The sequence below is a fragment of the Aureispira sp. CCB-QB1 genome (assembly GCF_000724545.1).
Classification (GTDB): Bacteria; Bacteroidota; Bacteroidia; order Chitinophagales; family Saprospiraceae; genus Aureispira.
Genome location: NZ_JHBV01000032.1, coordinates 39,778 through 60,071, shown reverse-complemented (window position 1 = coordinate 60,071; position 20,294 = coordinate 39,778). Strand labels below are relative to the sequence as shown.

Annotated in this window: 13 protein-coding genes; 7 read left to right on the top strand and 6 right to left on the bottom strand. The window is 36.0% G+C overall.

The genetic code is table 11. From position 1 onward, the window contains the following. Positions 1-300: 300 nt before the first annotated feature. Positions 301-1,857, bottom strand: coding sequence for a DUF547 domain-containing protein (locus CG11_RS17270; RefSeq protein ID WP_052598059.1), 1,557 nt, complete (start codon positions 1,855-1,857; stop codon positions 301-303). A 627-nt stretch (positions 1,858-2,484) separates the two neighbouring features. Further along, positions 2,485-3,639 (bottom strand): class I SAM-dependent RNA methyltransferase, encoded by a 1,155-nt coding sequence (locus CG11_RS17265; RefSeq protein WP_052598058.1) that lies wholly within the window; start codon positions 3,637-3,639, stop codon positions 2,485-2,487. A 359-nt stretch (positions 3,640-3,998) separates the two neighbouring features. Between CG11_RS17265 and mqnC the strand changes: the two genes are divergently transcribed. Beyond that, the gene (gene mqnC, locus CG11_RS17260; protein WP_052598057.1) at positions 3,999-5,141 is read left to right on the top strand and encodes a cyclic dehypoxanthinyl futalosine synthase; all 1,143 of its coding nucleotides are present in this window, start codon (positions 3,999-4,001) and stop codon (positions 5,139-5,141) included. A 64-nt stretch (positions 5,142-5,205) separates the two neighbouring features. Here the strand turns inward: mqnC and CG11_RS17255 are convergent, their stop codons facing one another. Together CG11_RS17255 and CG11_RS17250 are read right to left on the bottom strand one after the other, a co-directional pair. Continuing rightward, positions 5,206-8,238 (bottom strand): aminotransferase class III-fold pyridoxal phosphate-dependent enzyme, encoded by a 3,033-nt coding sequence (locus CG11_RS17255; RefSeq protein WP_052598056.1) that lies wholly within the window; start codon positions 8,236-8,238, stop codon positions 5,206-5,208. Next, the gene (locus CG11_RS17250; RefSeq protein ID WP_052598055.1) at positions 8,235-9,158 is read right to left on the bottom strand and encodes an aldose 1-epimerase; all 924 of its coding nucleotides are present in this window, start codon (positions 9,156-9,158) and stop codon (positions 8,235-8,237) included. Before CG11_RS17250 ends, CG11_RS17255 begins: the two co-directional genes overlap by 4 nt. A 149-nt stretch (positions 9,159-9,307) precedes the next feature. Between CG11_RS17250 and CG11_RS17245 the strand changes: the two genes are divergently transcribed. From CG11_RS17245 to CG11_RS17235, 3 genes are all read left to right on the top strand, one after another. Continuing rightward, complete coding sequence (locus tag CG11_RS17245) at positions 9,308-10,162, top strand: SDR family oxidoreductase (RefSeq protein ID WP_052598165.1); 855 nt, start codon at positions 9,308-9,310, stop codon at positions 10,160-10,162. A 77-nt stretch (positions 10,163-10,239) separates the two neighbouring features. Next, entirely contained in the window at positions 10,240-11,175 is a 936-nt protein-coding gene (locus CG11_RS17240; RefSeq protein ID WP_052598054.1) for a diacylglycerol kinase family protein, read from the top strand. A gap of 590 nt (positions 11,176-11,765) precedes the next feature. After that, positions 11,766-12,494, top strand: a complete 729-nt coding sequence (locus CG11_RS17235) for a JAB-like toxin 1 domain-containing protein (protein ID WP_052598053.1) — start codon at positions 11,766-11,768, stop codon at positions 12,492-12,494. 128 nt (positions 12,495-12,622) lie between these two features. Here the strand turns inward: CG11_RS17235 and meaB are convergent, their stop codons facing one another. Next, the gene (meaB, locus tag CG11_RS17230; RefSeq protein ID WP_052598052.1) at positions 12,623-13,699 is read right to left on the bottom strand and encodes a methylmalonyl Co-A mutase-associated GTPase MeaB; all 1,077 of its coding nucleotides are present in this window, start codon (positions 13,697-13,699) and stop codon (positions 12,623-12,625) included. A gap of 231 nt (positions 13,700-13,930) precedes the next feature. On the opposite strand from meaB, the gene CG11_RS17225 reads away from it, so the two are divergent. After that, on the top strand, positions 13,931-14,419 hold the full coding sequence (locus tag CG11_RS17225) for a hypothetical protein (RefSeq protein ID WP_156039813.1): 489 nt from the start codon (positions 13,931-13,933) through the stop codon (positions 14,417-14,419). 221 nt (positions 14,420-14,640) lie between these two features. Here the strand turns inward: CG11_RS17225 and CG11_RS17220 are convergent, their stop codons facing one another. Further along, on the bottom strand, positions 14,641-18,165 hold the full coding sequence (locus tag CG11_RS17220) for a T9SS type A sorting domain-containing protein (protein ID WP_197043877.1): 3,525 nt from the start codon (positions 18,163-18,165) through the stop codon (positions 14,641-14,643). A 147-nt stretch (positions 18,166-18,312) separates the two neighbouring features. On the opposite strand from CG11_RS17220, the gene CG11_RS17215 reads away from it, so the two are divergent. Both CG11_RS17215 and CG11_RS17210 read left to right on the top strand, forming a co-directional pair. Next, positions 18,313-19,722, top strand: coding sequence for a hypothetical protein (locus CG11_RS17215; RefSeq protein ID WP_156039811.1), 1,410 nt, complete (start codon positions 18,313-18,315; stop codon positions 19,720-19,722). Between the two features lie 59 nt (positions 19,723-19,781). Then, entirely contained in the window at positions 19,782-20,258 is a 477-nt protein-coding gene (locus tag CG11_RS17210; RefSeq protein ID WP_072011004.1) for a TrmH family RNA methyltransferase, read from the top strand. The last annotated feature ends 36 nt before the right edge of the window (positions 20,259-20,294 follow it).

The following is a 20,294-nucleotide window of genomic DNA, read 5'->3' as shown; positions in this document are numbered from 1 at the left end:
CATTAGAACCGTTAACAATTGTTAGGAATACTTATTGGAGTACAAACAAGTTAAATTTAAGCTTATTTCATCTTAATTATTAGAAGAACGTTCAAAACTTAAGAGATGTTCATCTTTATCATTGCAAGTTACAGCAAGATCAACAAACGTTCAATTAATTGAATAAAATACAAGCCCTTTTAACGTTTTTGCACGATCAACTAGTATAAGATAAGTCTTTTACAACAAAAAAAAGCGCAAAAGACTTAAATTATTTTATAAAACGTACAGTTCTACTTTTTGGCAACTATAATCTTTTATTTATTTCACACGAACAGATGTTCTGTAGCGAATTCCTAAATTAAATGTCATGACATTTTTCGCGCCACTCCCTGTATAAATATCTGCCAAACCTGGAATCGGCACATAATACGTGTACAATGCCTGTACTTCAAATTGTGGCGTAATCAAAAACTTTGCTCCAAGTCCCCATTCTGTAAATGTTGTTGTTGTCGCATACAATGTAAATCGCTTGGTAGTGTACCAACTAAAAAATGCTTTTAGATAAGGTACTTGAAACTTAAATTGTTGTCCAGGATGGATAGGCTGCCAAAAGGTTAATGCGATAAATAATCCAAACTTAGAATTAAACTGCTTGTCGTAATAAAACTGTGTCACCCAATACAAAGCAGGATCAACAGTATTGTTAGCAGGTATTCCTGTAATCGGAAAATAAAACGCCTGTTCAAAAGACAAGCCTATTTTTTTGAACGGAGAAAAACGCACTCTTGGTCCCAAATGTGTCAAACCAAAATCATAAATTGCTTGCATTTTGGTTCCTCCTGGAGTGACCACACTGTCAACCCCTCTTCTAAATTCTAATGCACGGAATGGGGAGCTATTAAACAAATCATTGGCACGGTATGACTTGAATATAAAGTCCCATCCGATATCAAAACGTCCAGAAATACCATAAGAGAACAAAAATAAACTCGAAAAATAAGACCCTCTATTCCCAAACTCTTTATCCCCATAATTAGACGTATAAAGAGTATGAAACGTATTTAATTCAAATGTATTCTTGGGCATTGTTGCCGCGGCAATAATTGGCTCAAAATCTGTTTTTTTCTCGACTGCATTAGCACCTGTACCACCTGTTGTTGCTCCTCCCGCATCGTTTAAACTCCAATCATAAGCATAGTAAGTAGGTTTTACATCGCTTGGCAAAGGGGTTGTTTTATATTTCTTGATAAATGCAGTAGCATTGGGTTTAAAATCTGAGGCATACCAATCAAAAATCTGAGAAATCTCTACTTTTCCTGCAAAATCATCGACTTTAATAAATACCCCATCATTGATCGCTGACTTGGTACGTGCTTCCAATTGATCTTCTAACTGATTGGGCATATAAGCAAAATCTGCAATAGGTGGGCAACTTACAGCCGCACAGACTAGGACAAAGTGTAACCGAGGATCTTTATATCTTTGTAATAATTCTTTTTGTTCGAAATTATTCAAAGTCATCTTTTTTCCAGCTACTTTTTGTTTAATTCCATCAAAAAAACCAGGGACGTCTAAGGGTTGAGCAATTGGATAATGATCAACAACCGTCTTAATGACCAATAAATTATAACTATTAATATAAAAAGCTTCTAGTTCCTTATCAGAATATGCTGAAACATCTGCCGAAGCAATGAAGTTAGTCAAAGCAGTTAATTCATCTGGATTCTGCTTAATTGCACCATACTTTATTTTATTTTGGCTAACATTTTTGGCAAAAAAAGCATCTGCATCTTTAAAAAAACCATTCAAATCTTGCCCATATGCACCATTTATTGCACAACAAGCAACTATGATTAATGCTAATAATTGTTTCATCTTCAACATATTTTAATATTACTAATAGACATTGTGTAAGCTACCTATCTTCTTCTATATTTCAATCCGTTCGATATGCATTGCTTACGTCATTAAACATAGCCTAAAAGTCAACCTCAATAAAAATAGGACATAAAAAAGTAGAGATGTATTGTTTTCTATGAAGAAAACCTGCTTAAGTAATAACTAGCAGCTAGCTGGAATAACTTTTAAACTATTAGACATTTTTTTCAAAAAAAAGGCCTTTCGAGTCAGACCCCCGTCAACCCGAAAGGCAAGGACACACATTGAAAACAACAACAAATGTTGCCACTTCCAAATAAAATAAGACCTAAACCCTTGTCTTAATCTTTGATATCTTGAATTACATATATTGTAATCTTTTGCTCTTTTGTTATAACAAATATAGGCGATCCAAATAAAGAGAGGTGTCGTCTAGCAGACACTTGATGCATTTTATCAAAATGTGCTTTACTAAAAGACACCCAAAACGACAACACAAACAACTAATAACCAACCCATTAAAAAACAAAACAGGATTATATGAAAAAAGTGTACTTTTTTCATATAATCCTGTTTTCAGCAGTTTAAGCTCTTAAAAATCGTTATCTTTATAAGAGCGACAACCTATTTTTGCTTATCGGTACGTCTAGATCCTTGGTACATTTCAAATTTCATATATTGACATTCTAGCCCCCCATTAAATAACTGTATTTTCTTAGAAGGTCTTAAGCCAATAAAGCGATTAAAATTTTTGACCGAGCTAATTAACCAAGCATTATATCCTGCACAATCTGTCTTTAGTTTATCTCCAATTGCTTGGTATAATGCTTCCACATCTGCAAAAGTTAGTCGTTCTCCATAAGGAGGGTTGGCAATAATTGTTCCCGGACCTTTAGGAATGCGTCGTTCTGTAAAATCTTTAGAGGACAATCGAATGCAGTCATCTACTCCTGCTGCAACTACGTGTTCTCTAGCATGTTGAATAATTTTAGGCGAAATATCCGATCCAATAATCGTTCCTTCAAAATCTCGTTTGGCTACTTTGGCTTCTAACCAAACCTGTTCCCACAATTTAGCATCGAAATTTTTCCAAGCAGAAAAGCCAAATTTTTCCCGTTTGATATTGGGAGCTATATTATAAGCATAGGTAGCTGCTTCGGTCAAAATTGTTCCAGAACCACAAAAAGGATCGATTAAAGGTGTATTAATATCCCAGCCTGATAATAAAACCATTCCTGCTGCTAGTACTTCATTTAAAGGAGCACGATGACCGCTTTCTCGATAACCTCGACGATGTAATGACTCCCCTGAGCTATCAATGGAAATTGTACATTTATCTTTAAAAACAATCACATCAATCAGAATATCTGGGGTATTCTTATCAATAGAAGGACGTGCCCCTCCCAAACGTCTAAATTGATCCACAATAGCATCTTTCACTTTTAAAGCAACAAAAGTAGAATTATTAAACGCTGGTGCTTTAATCGTTTTTGCTCTAACGGCAAAGGTCTGTTTTGGGGTAAACCACCGCAACCAATTGATACTATGAGCAAAGTTATACAACTGATTTTGATTTTTCACAGTCTCTGTATCTAATGGATGTAGAATTCTCAAAGCAGTTCTCAAGTGCAAGTTAGCTTTATATAATAGTGCTGTATCGGCATCAAAAGCAACGGCTCTAGATAGTTTTTTAGTACGTTTAGCCCCCAAATCTTGCAATTCTTTTTCCAAAACACCTTCCAAACCCAAAAAGGTTTTGGCTATATATTCATTTGTCATACGATTCTAATTTTGCTACAAAAGTATTCTTTTTTTGCCATTAATTGCCTTAAAAGCCTCTGAATAGCTTTCTTCTTGCTTTTTTAAGTGGAAAAACGGAAAATCTATCGAGTATTGTTTAGAAAAACAATATCTTTATTCAAAAGATTCAGAAAAAAATGAAAGTTTAAGCAAACTTACACATTCTTTCTAATGTTATAGACTCACTGATCATTGTCTACTGCTTTTCATTCTGTTGGAAAGCAAACGACAATACTCAATGTAAAGAACTTTATTTTAGAATAAGAGTATGTTATATTTTATTAATCATTCGTTACTTTTTTAACAAAAAGCCATACTCTAACAGTCAAAAGACAATTATGCAGGTAGATAATTTGCTTCAACGTGCCTTAAAATTAGAATACTTAACAGCTGAAGAAGGAGTATTTTTATTTGAAAATGCCACAACAGCAGAATTAATGTATGTTGGCAACAAAATAAAACAACACCATGTCCCGCACAATAAAGTGACTTGGATTATTGATCGCAATTCTAATACAACCAATGTTTGTATTGCCAATTGTAAATTTTGCAACTTTTATCGTAGACCCAAGCACGGCGAGGCTTATGTGACTACTATTCCTGAGTACAAACAGAAAATAGATGAGTTGTTTAAATATGGTGGTGAACAACTTTTACTGCAAGGAGGGCATCACCCTGATTTGGGGCTCGATTTTTATACCAATTTATTTAAAGAACTAAAAACACTCTACCCCAACCTAAAGTTACACGCCTTAGGACCTCCAGAAATTGCGCATATTGCAAAATTAGAACAAGCAAGCCATACAGAAGTACTTCAAGCTTTAAAAGAAGCTGGTTTAGACTCTTTGCCTGGCGCTGGAGCAGAAATACTAAACGACCGAGTACGCCGAAGAATATCTCGCGGTAAATGCTCTGGTCGAGAATGGTTAGAGGTGATGGAAGCGGCTCATCAATTGGATATTACCACTAGCGCTACTATGATGTTTGGGCATATTGAAACCAATTATGAGCGAATGGAACACATGGTTTGGACTAGAGAGGTTCAAGATAAAAAACCTGCACATGCAAAAGGTTTCTTGGCGTTTATTTCTTGGCCATTTATGGACGAAGATACCATCTTGAAACGCTTGGTCAATAAGCGTGGTACCTATACTGGGGACGAATACATCCGCATGGTTGCGATGAGTCGAATTATGATGCCTAACATTGTCAATATACAAGCTTCTTGGCTAACAGTTGGCAAACAAGTAGCTCAAGCCTGTTTGCATGCAGGTGCCAATGACTTTGGTTCCATTATGATAGAAGAAAACGTTGTGTCAGCTGCTGGTGCGGCATTCCGCTTTACTGCTGATGGCATTCAAAAAGCGATCAAAGAGGCTGGTTTTGAGCCTCAGCTGCGCAATCAACAGTATGAGTATCGTGAACTGCCTGAAAACATTATTCAACAACAACTCGATACCACTACAATGATTGTAGATTAGGTTAATGCTTATTTTTATAAAGATTATAAAGAGGATTTGTTGATGATGAACAAATCCTCTTCTGTTATGCTACCATAAAATCTTCTTGAAATATTTTTTCTAGCCGTTTGATTAATTCCTTGGCATGTTCTATACCAAAGACCATTGGGGGTTTGATTTTTAGAACATTGTTTTGAGGACCGTCTACACTCATTAAGATTTTATGCTCTTTCATTCTATTTGCGAGGTAATCTGCTTTTTGAGACAAGGGGGTCAGTTCTTGATCGACCAATTCAAACCCTAAAAATAATCCTTCTCCTCGAACATCTCCTATAATGGGATATTGAAGCGCTAACTTTCGCAAAGCATCTTTCAAGTATTGCCCAACAGTAAAGGCATTTTCTTGTAAAGCTTCTCGTTTTACCGTCCGCAACACCTCCAAACCAATCGCGCAAGAAACAGGGTTCCCTCCAAAAGTATTAAAATATTCCATTCCATTGGCAAATTTATCAGCTAATTGGCGCGTACAAACGACTGCTGCCAGAGGGTGACCATTGCCTAAGGGCTTGCCTATTGTTACAATATCTGGTACTACATCATGCAATTGAAATCCCCAGAATGCTTTTCCAACCCTTCCACATCCTACCTGAACTTCATCAGATATGCAATAGCCTCCTGCTTTTCGAACAGCAGCATAAGCAGCCTTAAGAAATCCCGTTGGTAAAACTACTTGCCCACCACAACTAATAATTGGTTCGATAATTAGCCCTGCAATATTTCTATTTTTAGCCTGCACTTTGGCAATTTGCTTTTCTACCTCTTGAGCATAATGTACACCAGCATCATTACCTCTGTATTTTCCTCGAAAAGTGTCTGGAAGCGGAAATATGTGCGTATGCTCAGGGACTCCACTCCCTCCTTTGCCATCAAATTTATAAGAACTAATATCAATACAGGCATTGGTATTTCCGTGATAACCAACCTCCGAGGCAATAATGTCTTTTTCCCCCGTAGCCGTTTTAAGTATTCGTAGAGCCAATTCATTGGCTTCACTTCCTGAATTGACAAAGTGTACAACCGAAAGTTCTTTAGGAAGGGTCTTTAACAACTCCGCGGCAAAAGCATTGATTCGCTCATTTAAGTAGCGAGAATTGGTGTTCAAAATCGCCATTTGGTTTTGTCCTGCCTTAACAACCATAGGATGTTCGTGTCCAACATGTGCTACATTATTTACAGTATCCAAGTACTTTTGACCATACTGATCCAAGAGATATGCACCATCTCCCCGCACCATTTTGATAGGAATTTTATATTGCAGACTGAGCCCTTTTCCTAAATGTGCCTTTCGATATTGAATTAGTTCTTCATTTGTTTTTACTAAAATAGGTTCTAATTCTGGCACATCAAAAAAGCAATTGGCATTAGGGCAGATGGACTTCCATACATCAATTTGGGATGGACGAGCAACACCAGGAAAGTCAAACTTGTTTCCTAACAAGTCTAGCATTACTTGGAAATGCAAATGAGGTGTCCAGCCACCATTCTCTTTTTCTGTTCCTAGCCAACCGATTAATGTACCTTGCGCCAGTTGTTGTCCAACTTTGACTTGTGTCAAACTTTTCTTTGACAAATGTCCATACAATGTATAAAAGCATTTCTGTCCTCCATAAAAATGCTTGATGATAATGGTTGGTCCATAATCTTTTTCATTTCCATTATTATAAACAGAAACTACCTCCCCTGACGCAATACAATGCACAGGAGTATTTGCTGGCAACCAAAAATCTGTTCCCAAATGAATACTTCTGTATTCATATCCATTGTTTCCTTCCTCTCTATAAGCATTGGTCGTATACAAGAATCTCGGTTCTAAATAGCCTCCTGCCAAGATTGTACTTGATTGTTCTTGAGCAAGTTCTGACAAGCGATAATTCATCCAAGCTACATTGTCAAAATCATCTTTTTGTCCTATTAAAGTACTTTCCAAGCCCAAGTCTACTAGTCCTACTTTTGCCGTTGACACACTAGGAAAAAGTGTCGTTAGTTTCCAAGTACTCTTTTTTGCCCAAGCAAGAAAATCAAACTCGTTCGGATGTGCTGTTAATCCGCAAATCGATCTAAAACTATAAGTTGCAAAAGACTCATTAAGTTGATACCATTGCTCCAACACCTTCCATCCTGCTTTTACACTAATCTGATGGTACGGATTGTCTGGCTCTTTTTGTTGATTTATCTTCGCTTTGGTCAAGCTGATAACCAAACGCATTGCAACTGAGCTGTACAACAACGCTAATTCCTCGGCTTGCAAAGGATAGGCTTCATGATAACCTTTTACAAAAGGTAAAATCGCAGCTAAAGCATCTGGTTGCCCCGTTGGAAGGTACATTCCTGCTACCCCCAAATCATTGATAATAGGTGTATAAATAGCATCTCCATAATCAATTAGAGCAACTACACTAGGATTTTTCACCTCATTCGTAACAACAATGTTATTATCATTAATATCATTATGAATAACCCCTTTGCGCAATGTTTGTAATGCGGGTAGTCGAACTTTTATAAGTTGATGAAAATGCTCCATTAATCCACGCTGGTGACCTTCAAATAAATCTAAATAGTCGTAGACCCAATCCACTTGAGCATTATCCCATTCCAATATTCGATGAGCCTGAGGATGCTCAAAACCTTCCAAGGCTTTTGTCAGTGCTCCAGCCTTTTGTCCCAATTGATAGCGCAATGCATCGGTTTGAGGATTGACACTAGACCACAGTCGTCCTTCTGTCCACGTCAATAGTCGAGCCATACGTAATTGCCCTTGTTCATCCGACAACACACTTATTCCGTCTCCATCTACATTCAATACAAGTCGAGGAGCAGCAACTTCTTTATTATCCGCAACGTACTTGAGTAATTCTTGTTGAAAATGCAACTGATTGACATCAGGATTAGGACGACTTATTTTTAGGATATATTTTTCCTTGTTCGCTGTTGTAATTTTAAAATTAAAATCTAGTTCACCTTCCAGACACGTCAAGTTTCCCTCTATACCATAAAATTCTAACGCGACCTGCCTCGCGTCCTCTATCGGAACTTCTAACAGAGTGTATTTCCCTTTCATAATGCTGTTGTATTTGCTTCAATTTGCCAAGTAGCTCTATACGTTTCTTGAGGCAACAACTCTCTGGTTCCCCAGTTATTATTATAACAATCTGTTGCTGCTGTCATCGGTTCTATAGCTATGCTTTGACGATGTGCAGGTGTGTATAACTGTACATAAGGTTGTGTCATATCTTGCTCTATATAAATTCTAATTTGATAATCGGGCGTTTTATAGTGTATTTCTGGTGCTTCTAATATAAATCCTGTATCAAATTGTTCTTGCTCCAACAAAAGAGGGTTGGGAAAGCTAGCTGTATTTATTCCTATAGGGATCATGGTCTCATCTGTCTGAATTTGTTGTTGACTATTCATGTGTATGGTACTTCTATCCAGATCTCGACTATAAAAGTAAGGATGCCATCCCAAACTAAAGGGAAAACTTCTTGTTCCTGTATTCTCTACATCTACTTCTAGCCTCAAACTATCTCCTGTCAGCCGATAGGTCAATACGGTTTTGAAGGGAAAGGGAAATCCAACAGCACGATGGTCTTGATGGTATACAAAACTAATATTGGCGCCTTCTTCATTTACTTCTGCATCTAAAAAATCAAAACACTGCTGATAAATTAGCCCATGCATGGCATGCCCTCTCGCCGTTTCATTGCACTCTAATTGGTACTGTTCTCCTTGGTATTCGTATTGCCCTCTATTGATTCGATTCGCAAATGGAAATAAGACAGCAGAACAGGAGCTGTTCAATAATTGAGGTTCGTTTGTGGTTCCTATAATATTGTTAATGACAGGTTTAGTATTCACATATAACTGCTGCAAAGAAGCACCTAGTTCTGGGTAAATAACTGCCTTTGTTCCAGTATTATTAGAAATGACATAGTGATTAAAACGAGTATTAGGATGTTCTATAAACGATAAGTTAAACATATAGCTTTTTTTTATGAGCAAGTTGATAGATTATGATCGAGCATAAGACTATACGAGGATAAGACTATCAAAGCAGAAAAGCAATGAATCTCAAATCTTTTTTGCTAAAAAAGTATTATATTTATAGTATCACAAAATCAATCAATATTATGACACAAATAAAAAATCGTTGCGTGCTGATTACTGGCGGCGCATCAGGAATAGGCAAACTAATTGCCAGACGCTGTTTGGAGCAGCGAGCTTACAAAGTAATTCTTTGGGATATCAATGAAGTGAATCTACTCAAAACCCAATCTCAATTTGCTAACTTGGGTTACGATGTGGATATAGAAGTTGTTGATGTTTCTAATCTTGAGGATATTGAGCGAGCGGCAAAAGTGGCTAAAGACAATTACACCACAATTGATATTTTATTTAACAATGCTGGAATCGTTGTCGGCAAACCGTTTGCAGAACATAGTCACCGAGATATTGCTAAAACAATTAGTATTAATACTGCTGCATTGATGCATATTGCCAAAGAATTCTTGCCTGATATGATCGACCAATGTGAAGGCCATATTATCAATATTGCTTCTGCATCAGGACTGATTGCCAATCCCAATATGTCGGTATATGCCGCTAGTAAATGGGCCGTCATTGGCTGGTCTGAATCAGTTCGTTTAGAAATGGAGCGTGGAGAAACTGGAGTTAACATTACAACCGTTATGCCTAGCTATATTAGCACAGGAATGTTTGATGGGGCAAAATCTCCATTTATGACACCAATCTTAACGCCTGAATACATTGTTGACAAAATAATGGAAGCAGTCAAAAATAATGAGATCATCCTTCAAGAACCTTTTATGGTGAAATCCGTTCCAATCCTAAAAGGAATTCTACCACAACGTGTTTTTGACTTTGTTGCGGGTAAAATCTTTGGAGTACACAATACAATGGACAATTTCAAAGGTCGTCCACAAGATCAAGCGGTTCCTGAAAAAGATAAATTGTCTGCCAAATAATCTGTTTATATACTCTCTAAAAGTAGTTTTTTTTAAAAGAACCATTTTTAGGGAGTTGCTTTATACAACTGTAAGAGATGCATATTGCTCAATGGTACTTTATTATAAATCCTATTGCAGGGAATGGACGAGGAACAAAGTCTTGGAGGAAAATTCAACAATTATTGAATCAAGCTAATATTGCCTTTGACTTTGGCATCAGTACTTACCCTCAACACTCTACTCATTTAGCAAGTTATGCGGTTCTTAAAGGTTATCGCCATATTGCTGCTATTGGTGGTGATGGAACCGTCAATGAAGTTATCAACGGTATATTTTCACAGCAACAAGTTTCCCCCGCGTCTATTACTTTTGCCGTTATTCCTATTGGAACAGGCAATGATTGGGTTAAAACACATCGCATTCCTACCAATTTAAAAAAAGCAGTTCAACTAATCTTGGAACCTAAGACCATTGAACACGATATAGGGAAAGTTACCTATCACCATATTGACACGCTACAAAAAGAGCAACGCTTTTTTATCAATGTTGCAGGCTTAGCTTACGATGCTTTTGTCACCAAAGCTAGTGAGACTCGCCCCAAATATGGCAATAGCCAGTTTTATTATCTATACCTAATCGCTCGTTGTATTACTCAATACAAAGCAACACCTGCTACCATTACATTTGATGGTCAAACACTTTCTTATCCTTTTTTTAATATTACCATTGGGCAATGTAAGTATAATGGTGGTGGAACCAATCTCGTTCCTCATGCAGATCCTACAGATGGTCTATTTGCTCTGAGCTTGTACAAAAACATAAAATCTTGGGAAGTTATTCTTAGAGCACCTCAATTTTATAATGGATCTATTACTAATCACAAAGAAGCTGTAACTGCACAGGTCAAACATATCAAAATTGAGGCTCCTTCCGACACTCCAGCTTATGTAGAAGTCGATGGAGAATGGCTTGGGCAAAGTCCTATTGAATTTACCATGCTGCCTGCTGCCATTCATGTCGTTGTTCCTTAAATCTACTTCTACTAAATAGCTCAAAGGTTCTTACCAAAGCTTGTTCTTATTCGACACACTTTTTTCTTCAAGAAGAATTTTAGTCGATAAAAACCAAGCGTCCATCCGAATCTAGAACTTTAGAGAACTTCATCCCGTATTTTTGAGTTGAGTTTATTACCTAGCATAATAGATCAATTGCTTGATAATAAAGTTTATTGGTTTCTGTTTTTTTTAGATTATCCAATAATGGATGCTTTTTTTGCTCTGCAAAACATCTTATAAAAAACTATAAATCAAATAAATAAACTAAAATATGTGCCATTAATCTGCCAATGCTTAATTTTTTCTTAAATAATACTTTTAGGCTGTTAAAAAAAAGCAAATACAATAAATCTGTAACATAGTTACAAGTATATCGTCTATCTTGTAGCCATTCATTTATTCCCTATTCTAGTTGCTATTTTTGAGTTAATAAAATCAATTGTTACACACAAATTGAGAGGGGCACTCCTATCTCCAATCTTCTGTAAATCAACAATTTCATTTTACTTAACAGGCAGTTCTATGTCCTTATAAAAACATTTTTTTATTTACCTAAGTACCATAAAATGATTTACGGAACACTACTCTTTTTTTGTTTTTTGTGCAGTTCTCTAGAAAATACCAATGCACTTAAAAATTACGAAAAAGCACAGCATGCTTTACATGACTATAAGGTCAATGCGAACGGTCGTATTACCTTGGCAAAAATGACCAAAGATACCTTTGACCGATTGATTTTAGTGGAGGGAAAAAAAGGGAAAATCAATTATAATAAAGCGAATAATAAACTCCGAAATGAACACATTCTTGTTAAAAAAGGAGTGTTACAAAAGCTTTTACCCTTAAAAGGACGTGCGAATAAACGACACTATAAAGGTATGCAAATCAGTTTTCAAGCAAACTTTAACTTAGCTAAAAATGTTTTTGAATTTTTGGCAGATCATACTTCTGTTGAGTGGTCTCTATTATCATTTGGAATAGGAGAACAAACACGTAATTTTGTCTACACCTCTTATCGACCGGATTTAGAATTTTTTGGTTCCGTTAAGGTACATCATTTACTCAATTATCCTAGAGAGATTAGCAGCCTGAGGCATTATCATAATCATCCTAGAACTCCCGTTGAAGCATTAGATAAGTATGCTTTTCCTTCTAATTCTGATTTGGACTTTAGAAATAAAATTTTAGAAAAGGGCATTGATTTGGTAGAATTTATGATTAGAACCGAAGGAAAATATATCGATTATACAGATCCTAAAAAATGGAACAAAAGAAATGGAGAAGATTGGCTATAAGTCTTCTTGTTCCCTCGTATAAGCTCTAATATAATACAAAATATTTTATGAATTGATACGACATTGCTTGAATAAGACAATAGATATTGGTAAATATATCTCAAGAATAGGAAAATGCTGGTAGTTCGTTAGTTTACAAAAGATTGCATTAATAATTCTGCTGCTTTAAATGGTGATATTTGTCCTTCTACTACCTGTTTTTCTATTCTTATAAAGATTTCCTTGATACTGGGGTGCTGATAAAACAAGTGCTTTAGTTGTTGTTGAATGCTTTCCTCAAACCAATATTTAGCCTGTTCTTGTCGATGTTTTGAGAAGTAACCGTTGATGGTCGTTTGATTTTGATAACTTAAAATATGTTGCCAAATAGTATTTAAGCCTGTTTGCTCTAAGGCGGAGCAAAGCTCGGCAGTAGCTACCCAACCACTTTGTTTGGGAGGAAATAAATGCAAGCCATTTCGGCATTGTTTTTTTGCTAGTTTTGCGGCAGGTAATGCTTGCCCATCGGCTTTGTTAATGGCAATTAAATCTGCCATTTCCATAACCCCTCGCTTGATTCCTTGCAATTCATCTCCTGAGTTTGGCAACAATAACAATAAGAAAAAATCAACCATCGAATGCACGGCTGTTTCAGATTGTCCAACACCAACGGTCTCTACAAAAATGGTATCAAATCCCGCTGCTTCACATAAAATAATGCTCTCACGAGTCTTTCGAGCCACTCCTCCTAACGATGCGCCCGCAGCAGAAGGACGAATAAAGACATTGGGATGAACAGAGAGCGTTTCCATTCGCGTTTTATCTCCCAAAATACTGCCTTTTGTTAATTGACTACTAGGGTCTATCGCTAAGACAGCCAACTGCCTATCTTCTGCTAATACAATCTGCCCAAAACTATCAATAAACGTGCTTTTTCCCACACCTGGCGTTCCTGTCAAACCTATTCTAAGAGACTGCCCTCTGTATGGCAAACAAGCCTCTATTATTTGTTGTGCTAGTTCTTGATGTTTGCTTTGGGTGCTTTCTATTAAGGTAATTGCTTGGCTTAAGATAATTCTATTTCCATCTAATATCCCTTTCAAAAATTCGTCTAAGCTACGCTGAGGGCGCTTTTTTCGCTTGAAATTTTTATTAATATTAGATTCCATAGATTTGCCCTTGGAAATATGCAAAGCACTATTTTTATTGTCCGCGCTGTCTTTCATATTAGCCGTTGTTCTTTAATTTTAACGTGTTGTTCTGCCCAATATTGACCTATTTTGAGTATAACCATATATTATTTCCCCATAAACCTACTCAACTCAAACACCCATAAAAACCTACTTTTTAGACGATTGCCATTTTATTATTTGTTAAAAATAATACCTTAACATTTTTCAGTATGCTTTTTGTTTTATAATAAACATACTTACTTCATTCTAATAAACAAATTAACTATGGTAAAGATAACAAATCTACTCTCAAAAATACTATTACTGGGTTTTTCAATGCTACTCTTTAGTTGCCACCTTCATATCGATGACGACCATCACCACCACATTGATGAGCGCTATCCTTTTTTGGGAACCTATCATGCAGAAGAAACATTTTATAACCCACAAACCAATGTTCATGAGTCGTATCAATATGATATAGAAATCAGAGAAGCCAATGGCAGCGATTTAGAAATTGCCGTTACTGGCTATGGAAACAACGGTATTTATGGTACCAACTGTACTTTAATTGGATCTGTTTATGGTGCAGGACATATTGATATCCCGCTGAATATTTGCCATTATGATAATGTTACTGATTTTGAAATAGTAGGGCATGGTGATTTATCGGCAGATGGACAATATTTGACCTTTGATTTAGATATTATACGCTGTGATGCTGGTGTGTGCAACAATCAACCGCCTGTTGCTATTGAAGCGCATCGAATTTAGAGTGCCTCGAATTGTCTAAGAAAACTTAACATTCTTTCTCATACAAAAACAACCAATCTCTGTAGAGATTGGTTGCTATAAACTGAGTTGCTGTAGTAGCCTAGCGATAAACGACTACTATCTATAACTCTGTTATTTATTAATGATTATCACGAACCATCGTTCCTATCATAATAAAATGGTATGGTTCGCTATTCTGGTAAAATATTTTTTGATAATCATTACTGTACAACAACTTTTCCTGTGTTGATCAATTGACCATCGCCTTTCAACTGATAAAAATAAACTCCTCGTATCATCGCATCTCTAGATAATTCAATGCGATTTTGTTGTGTAGAAGTAACCTGTTTTATCATGCGCCCTGTCACGTCAAAAACACCTAATTCTAACTCCTTATAATCTTTTCCTTTTACTTCTAAAGTCGTCATTTGCTTAAAAGGATTCGGGTAAATAGTTACCTCTATTGCATCATCCAACACCTTTGTTTGGTCTAGCAACACAACATTCACAAAATCATCTCCCACAGTATGCCAAGTCGTATTGGTAATAACAGGTGGATTGAAATCAAAGTAAATAGCTGCTGAATTATGAATTACGGTTCCGATTGGGTTGTTTGTTTTTTGCTCAATGCGGTATCTAAAGAATCCATTGGAAAGCGGTTCGTTGACATTACTATCAGGTAGCATGATATTCGCGAATTTAACATTCAATACATTTCCATTTTGAATACTCCAAGTATAGTTATGGCTGCTCGCTCCCATTTCTAAAGTCGATAAATCTAAGTGCGGAGAAATCGTATCCAATATAACAATATTAAATGCTGTATCTGTTCCTGTATTTTGAAAACGAATTTTGTAATCTAATGCTGTATAATCATAAATATAGTGGTTAACAACATCATATCCTGCTGGTTGTGCTTGCTTATCATTCGGGTCATAAGAAGCTACATTCTGCTGACAGTCAATTGCAATAAAAGGAGAGCTATTTCCATTAGAGAACTGAGTAATAAATCCAGTATTAAAAGAACCATCTGGATATGGTCGACACCCCTCGACTGCTGCCGTTATGATAGAGTCCCCTAATATTGGAGGATATCCTGATTCTTGCTTGGTAATAATTCGATAGGTTTTTCCCATATCGGCAGGTTGTAGTACCTGTTGCACTCCTCCTACTCCTATTTGAAAGTTGTTTTGACGCATCATAATATTATCTTCAAATACATAATAAGTAGTTGGCTGCGTCATTGCGGCACCATGATTATTAATGGTAAATAATACGGTATCATTTTGGCATACAGCATCAACCGCTAATCTTGAATTGACCCAAATATTAGGCATACAAATAGAATCAGGATAAATACGAGCTTCTGTACAATGAGTCTGTCCTATCAAAACACCCGTATCCAATGCTACATTAATAAAAAACTCACCACAACTATCGACAGGTACATTTCCTATATTAAAAGTATATACATTCCCATTCTGACCAACAATCGGAACACTCGAATTAGACACACTCAAAGAAGGGTCCAAATCTACTTCTACATAAGCATTATTAGCCATTACCGTCCCTTCATTACAATAATCAATAACGTAGTAACTTCCTCCTCCTGCTAATCTCAAGAAAGGTGATGAAATATCTACTCGAAGTTGAGGACAAGATACAACTGCTTCCAAAGCCCAATCTAGTTCATGTACGCCACTACTGGTATCAATGACGACCATTTGTGTGCTAGGGCAAGACTGCCAATACATACTTCCTGTTACAACTGATACGACATAGGTTCCCGTATCCAAATGCGCAATATAATTTCCATTGGTATTGTATGTTGTTGCATAATATACATCCGCTCCTCTTTGAAATCGAACCATTTTATGAATCAATCCTTTTTCAAGACTATCTGCCATACAATTTGTCATACTATCGATTACAATGCGCCCCCTTACTGCCATTCGATAACAGTTTTCAGATAAGTAAACAGCATGCACATCCTTTACCCAAGCAATTTGACCAAAATTTGGTTTTGACAACGCTGCAGTAGTATCTGGAACGCAAATTTGGAGTCCGTAAAGATTTTGTTGGCAATACATCCTACTAAGATTGGTGGTTCGCAACTGTAATCTCAATAATTGGTTGGCGTAACAATACATAATATCCAAATCTGGATTTCGTGTCAAATCCAACATGCCACTAATATTATTAAATGAACAATCTAATCTTTTTAATTTAAGAAGATTAGAAACATCTAAAGCACTTAACATATTTCTTCCTACAAATAAATCTTCTAAATCAGGGTTGTTAGAAACATCTAAAGTGGTTAATTGGTTACTAGTGATTATTAGTTTTTTTAAAGCAGGAACACTAGACAAATCAATACTTGTAAACAAATTTTCACCTACTGAAAAACTAGTCAAATTAGGATGGTTCAATAAATTGAAGCTAGAGAGTTGATTCTCGCCAGCCGATACCACTGATAAATTAGGACTGTTCGGTATGTTCAAATTAGTTAACTGGTTACGGTAACATCCAATACTAGTTAAATTAGGACTATTTAATATATCTAAACTCGCTAATTGGTTATCGCTACAACTGATGTATCTCAAATTAGTATTGTTGGGCACTAGCAAACTAGTTATTTGATTATCACTACAGTATATTGTTGAAACATTCGTATTATTTGTCATATCTAAAGTAGCAATAGCATTATTGCTACAATTCAATACCCAAAGGTTCGTATTGCCAGTAAGATTCAAACTCGTCAATGAATTATTTTTAACATTTAGTTCTCTCAAATCTACTAAAGGAAGTAAATTCAAAGAAGTTAGCATATTATCATGAAGCGTAAGTGTACGCATACTCGTACAATGAGCAATGTTTAATGCGGTTAACTGATTTTCTGAACAGTCTAAATCTTCTAATAAAGTACTAGTTGGTACTGTCAACTGAGTTAACTGGTTTTCCGAACAATTTAGGTAAAATAAAGCAGGAGCATTGGGTATGTTCAAAGTGGTTAATTGGTTGTCGACGCAATTAATCGACTCTAATGCAGGAGTATTAGTTATCGTAAGAGTTGTCAATTGATTGTATAAACAAGACAACTGTTTCAGTGCTGGTTTGTTGGATACATCTAAGGTTGTTAATTGATTTTTGGCGCAACTAAGGTGTTTTAGCCCTGCGTTATTACTAACATCTAAAGTTGTTAACTGATTATCACTACCCCTAAAATATTCTAAGTTGGTTAAATTTGTCAAATCTATTGTTGTCAACTGATTGTAAGAAGCTTTAACGGTTTTTAGACTCGTTGTATTGGGTAAGTTTAAAGCTGTCAGAAGGTTATTCGAAACATCTAATTCAATTAGGGCAGCATTGTTCACTATATTGATGCTAGTCAATTGATTTTGATCTACTTCTAATTTCCACAAAAGAGGATTGGAGGAAACATCCACATTTGTCAACTGATTATCATTAGCGGTCAAAATTTCTAAATTTGCAAATGCTGCGATTCCTGTCAAGTCTACGATATTACTGGCACTCAAATCTAGTGCTTGAACGCCAACAGCATCACTATTCAAAATCTGCCCATTAACTAAGCCATCTGAATCGATTCCCAAATTGATTAATTTTTGCTCAAAATTAGCATCGGGGATAGTTGTCGTTTGAGCCTGTGCCAAGCTGCAATAAAGCAGCAAGCAAACTATCGTTCCATAAAGTTGAAACTTGTTTTTTGATTGTATTATTTTCATCATTTTATAATTTGCAAGAGGTTTGATATAATATATACGTGCTTTAGTGTTCATGAATTCACTATTAATAATACCAAAGATAACGTAATGAATAGCTCTTGTCGAACACAAAAAATGAATTTTGTCTACTTTTTATTGTATCTTTATTAAATGATAAAATCCAAATTAATACGCATATATACCTGCCTAGACAGCATAGAATTAGAAGCATTTCACAAGTGGTTGAAATCGCCTTTGCACAATCATGACCCTAAACTAACAGCACTATTTAGTTTCATAAACTCTAGGAGAATACTTTCTAAGGTATCTATTAACAAAAAACGGGTTTTTAAACACCTTTTCCCAAATGAAAAATACAACGATCTAAAGCTTAGAAGATTGATGTCTAAAGGCATCAAAAACTTAGAAGATTTTGTCCATTTTTGGATGTCAAAAAAAAACACGATTGAGCGACAAAAAAATATTACTTCTTTTTTGAGCACACGCAACAGACCTCATTTGGCACAACAACAATGGTTCAAAGGACAAAAAGAGCTTCATCAGTCTCCGCATAAAACGCATGAATATTACTATCATGCCTATCAGATTGAACAAGAACACTTCAAACAAACAGCACTTCAATCAAGAATGCGTGCTACCAACCTTCAAGCTATCTTAGATAATTTTTCTATTGCTTTTATGACAGAAAACTTGCGCTATGCCTGTGTTGCTATTAGTCACAAAAACTTATATAAGACTACTTATAACATCCCTTTTTTGGAAGCGATTTTACATCTTGTCAATCAAATGCCTTATGCTACTATTCCTGCCATTCAATTGTACCATCAAGCTTATATGGCTTTAACCATTCCTGATAACTCCGATTACTTTGAGTGTCTAAAAAATAATTTATTAAAATATGAATCGTTGTTACCTCTAAAGGAAAAGCGAGATATTTATACTTTGGCGATTAATTATTGTATCCGCCGAATCAATTCCGATGAATCTCAGAAATTTATCCGAGAAGTTTTTGAATTATACAAACACGGATTACAAAACAAAACACTGCTAGATAACAATGTGCTGAGTCGATTTACTTATAAAAATATTGCATCAGCAGGCTTGCGCCTTCAAGAATACGATTGGATTGCAAGTTATATTCCTCAATACGCCAAGTATGTAGAGGTAGATTATAGAGAAAGTTACAAACACTATAATACCTCTAAGCTATATTTTGCAAAAGGAGATTATGAAAAAGCCATGCAACGGTTGATTCAGGTGGAGTATGACGATTTGTTTCTTAATTTGGATGCAAAGACAATGCTTATGAAGATTTATTACGAAACTCAAAGTCACGATGCCTTAGATTCCTTTTTTCATAGTTTCACGATTTATCTTCAACGAAAAGAAATTATGGGTTATCATCGTGAAAACTACCTCAATATTATTCGCTTGACGAAGAAATTATTGGAACTTCCGCCTAGAGATTCTAAAGCGCGCCAACAGTTGCAAAATAGTATCGATACCTTGCAGCCTCTAACAGAGCGTGCTTGGCTTTTAGAGCAACTCCGTCGTATTTAGGCTAGACTTTAGCGTTTTATTGATATTTTTTTGTTTACTTTTGCCCCAAATAATACACTATGAATGTCTTACTCTTTGCGCCAGAATACCGCCCAAACCTTTCCTCTATGATTCGAAGCGCCGAATTTTATGGACTTGATAAGGTTTATATTTACGATAAAAACAACTTGCTTTTGCCCCCAACACATAGCAAAAAAGCAAGGGCAGATATGGCCCATATGGCAAAGGTATGGACAGCTGGTGCAATTGATCATATTGAAATTATCAAGATAGAAACGATTGACTCGTTTTTATTAGATTATGAGGGCAGAAAAATTGCAACGCTTGTTGACGAAAAAGCACAGCACTTAAACAACGTTCAGTTCGAATCAAACGATTTGCTTATTTTCGGAAGCGAGAAAGAAGGTTTGCCAACAGATGTATTGCCTTTGATTGACCAAAGTATTTACATTCCAGCACTAGGTCATACTCCTTGTTTGAATGTTGCGGTTACCTTTGGTATTGTTTTGCATCAAGCCCTAAGAACAATTCAATGATTTTTTTGTTACTTAAGCAATTGTTAGAACACGTAT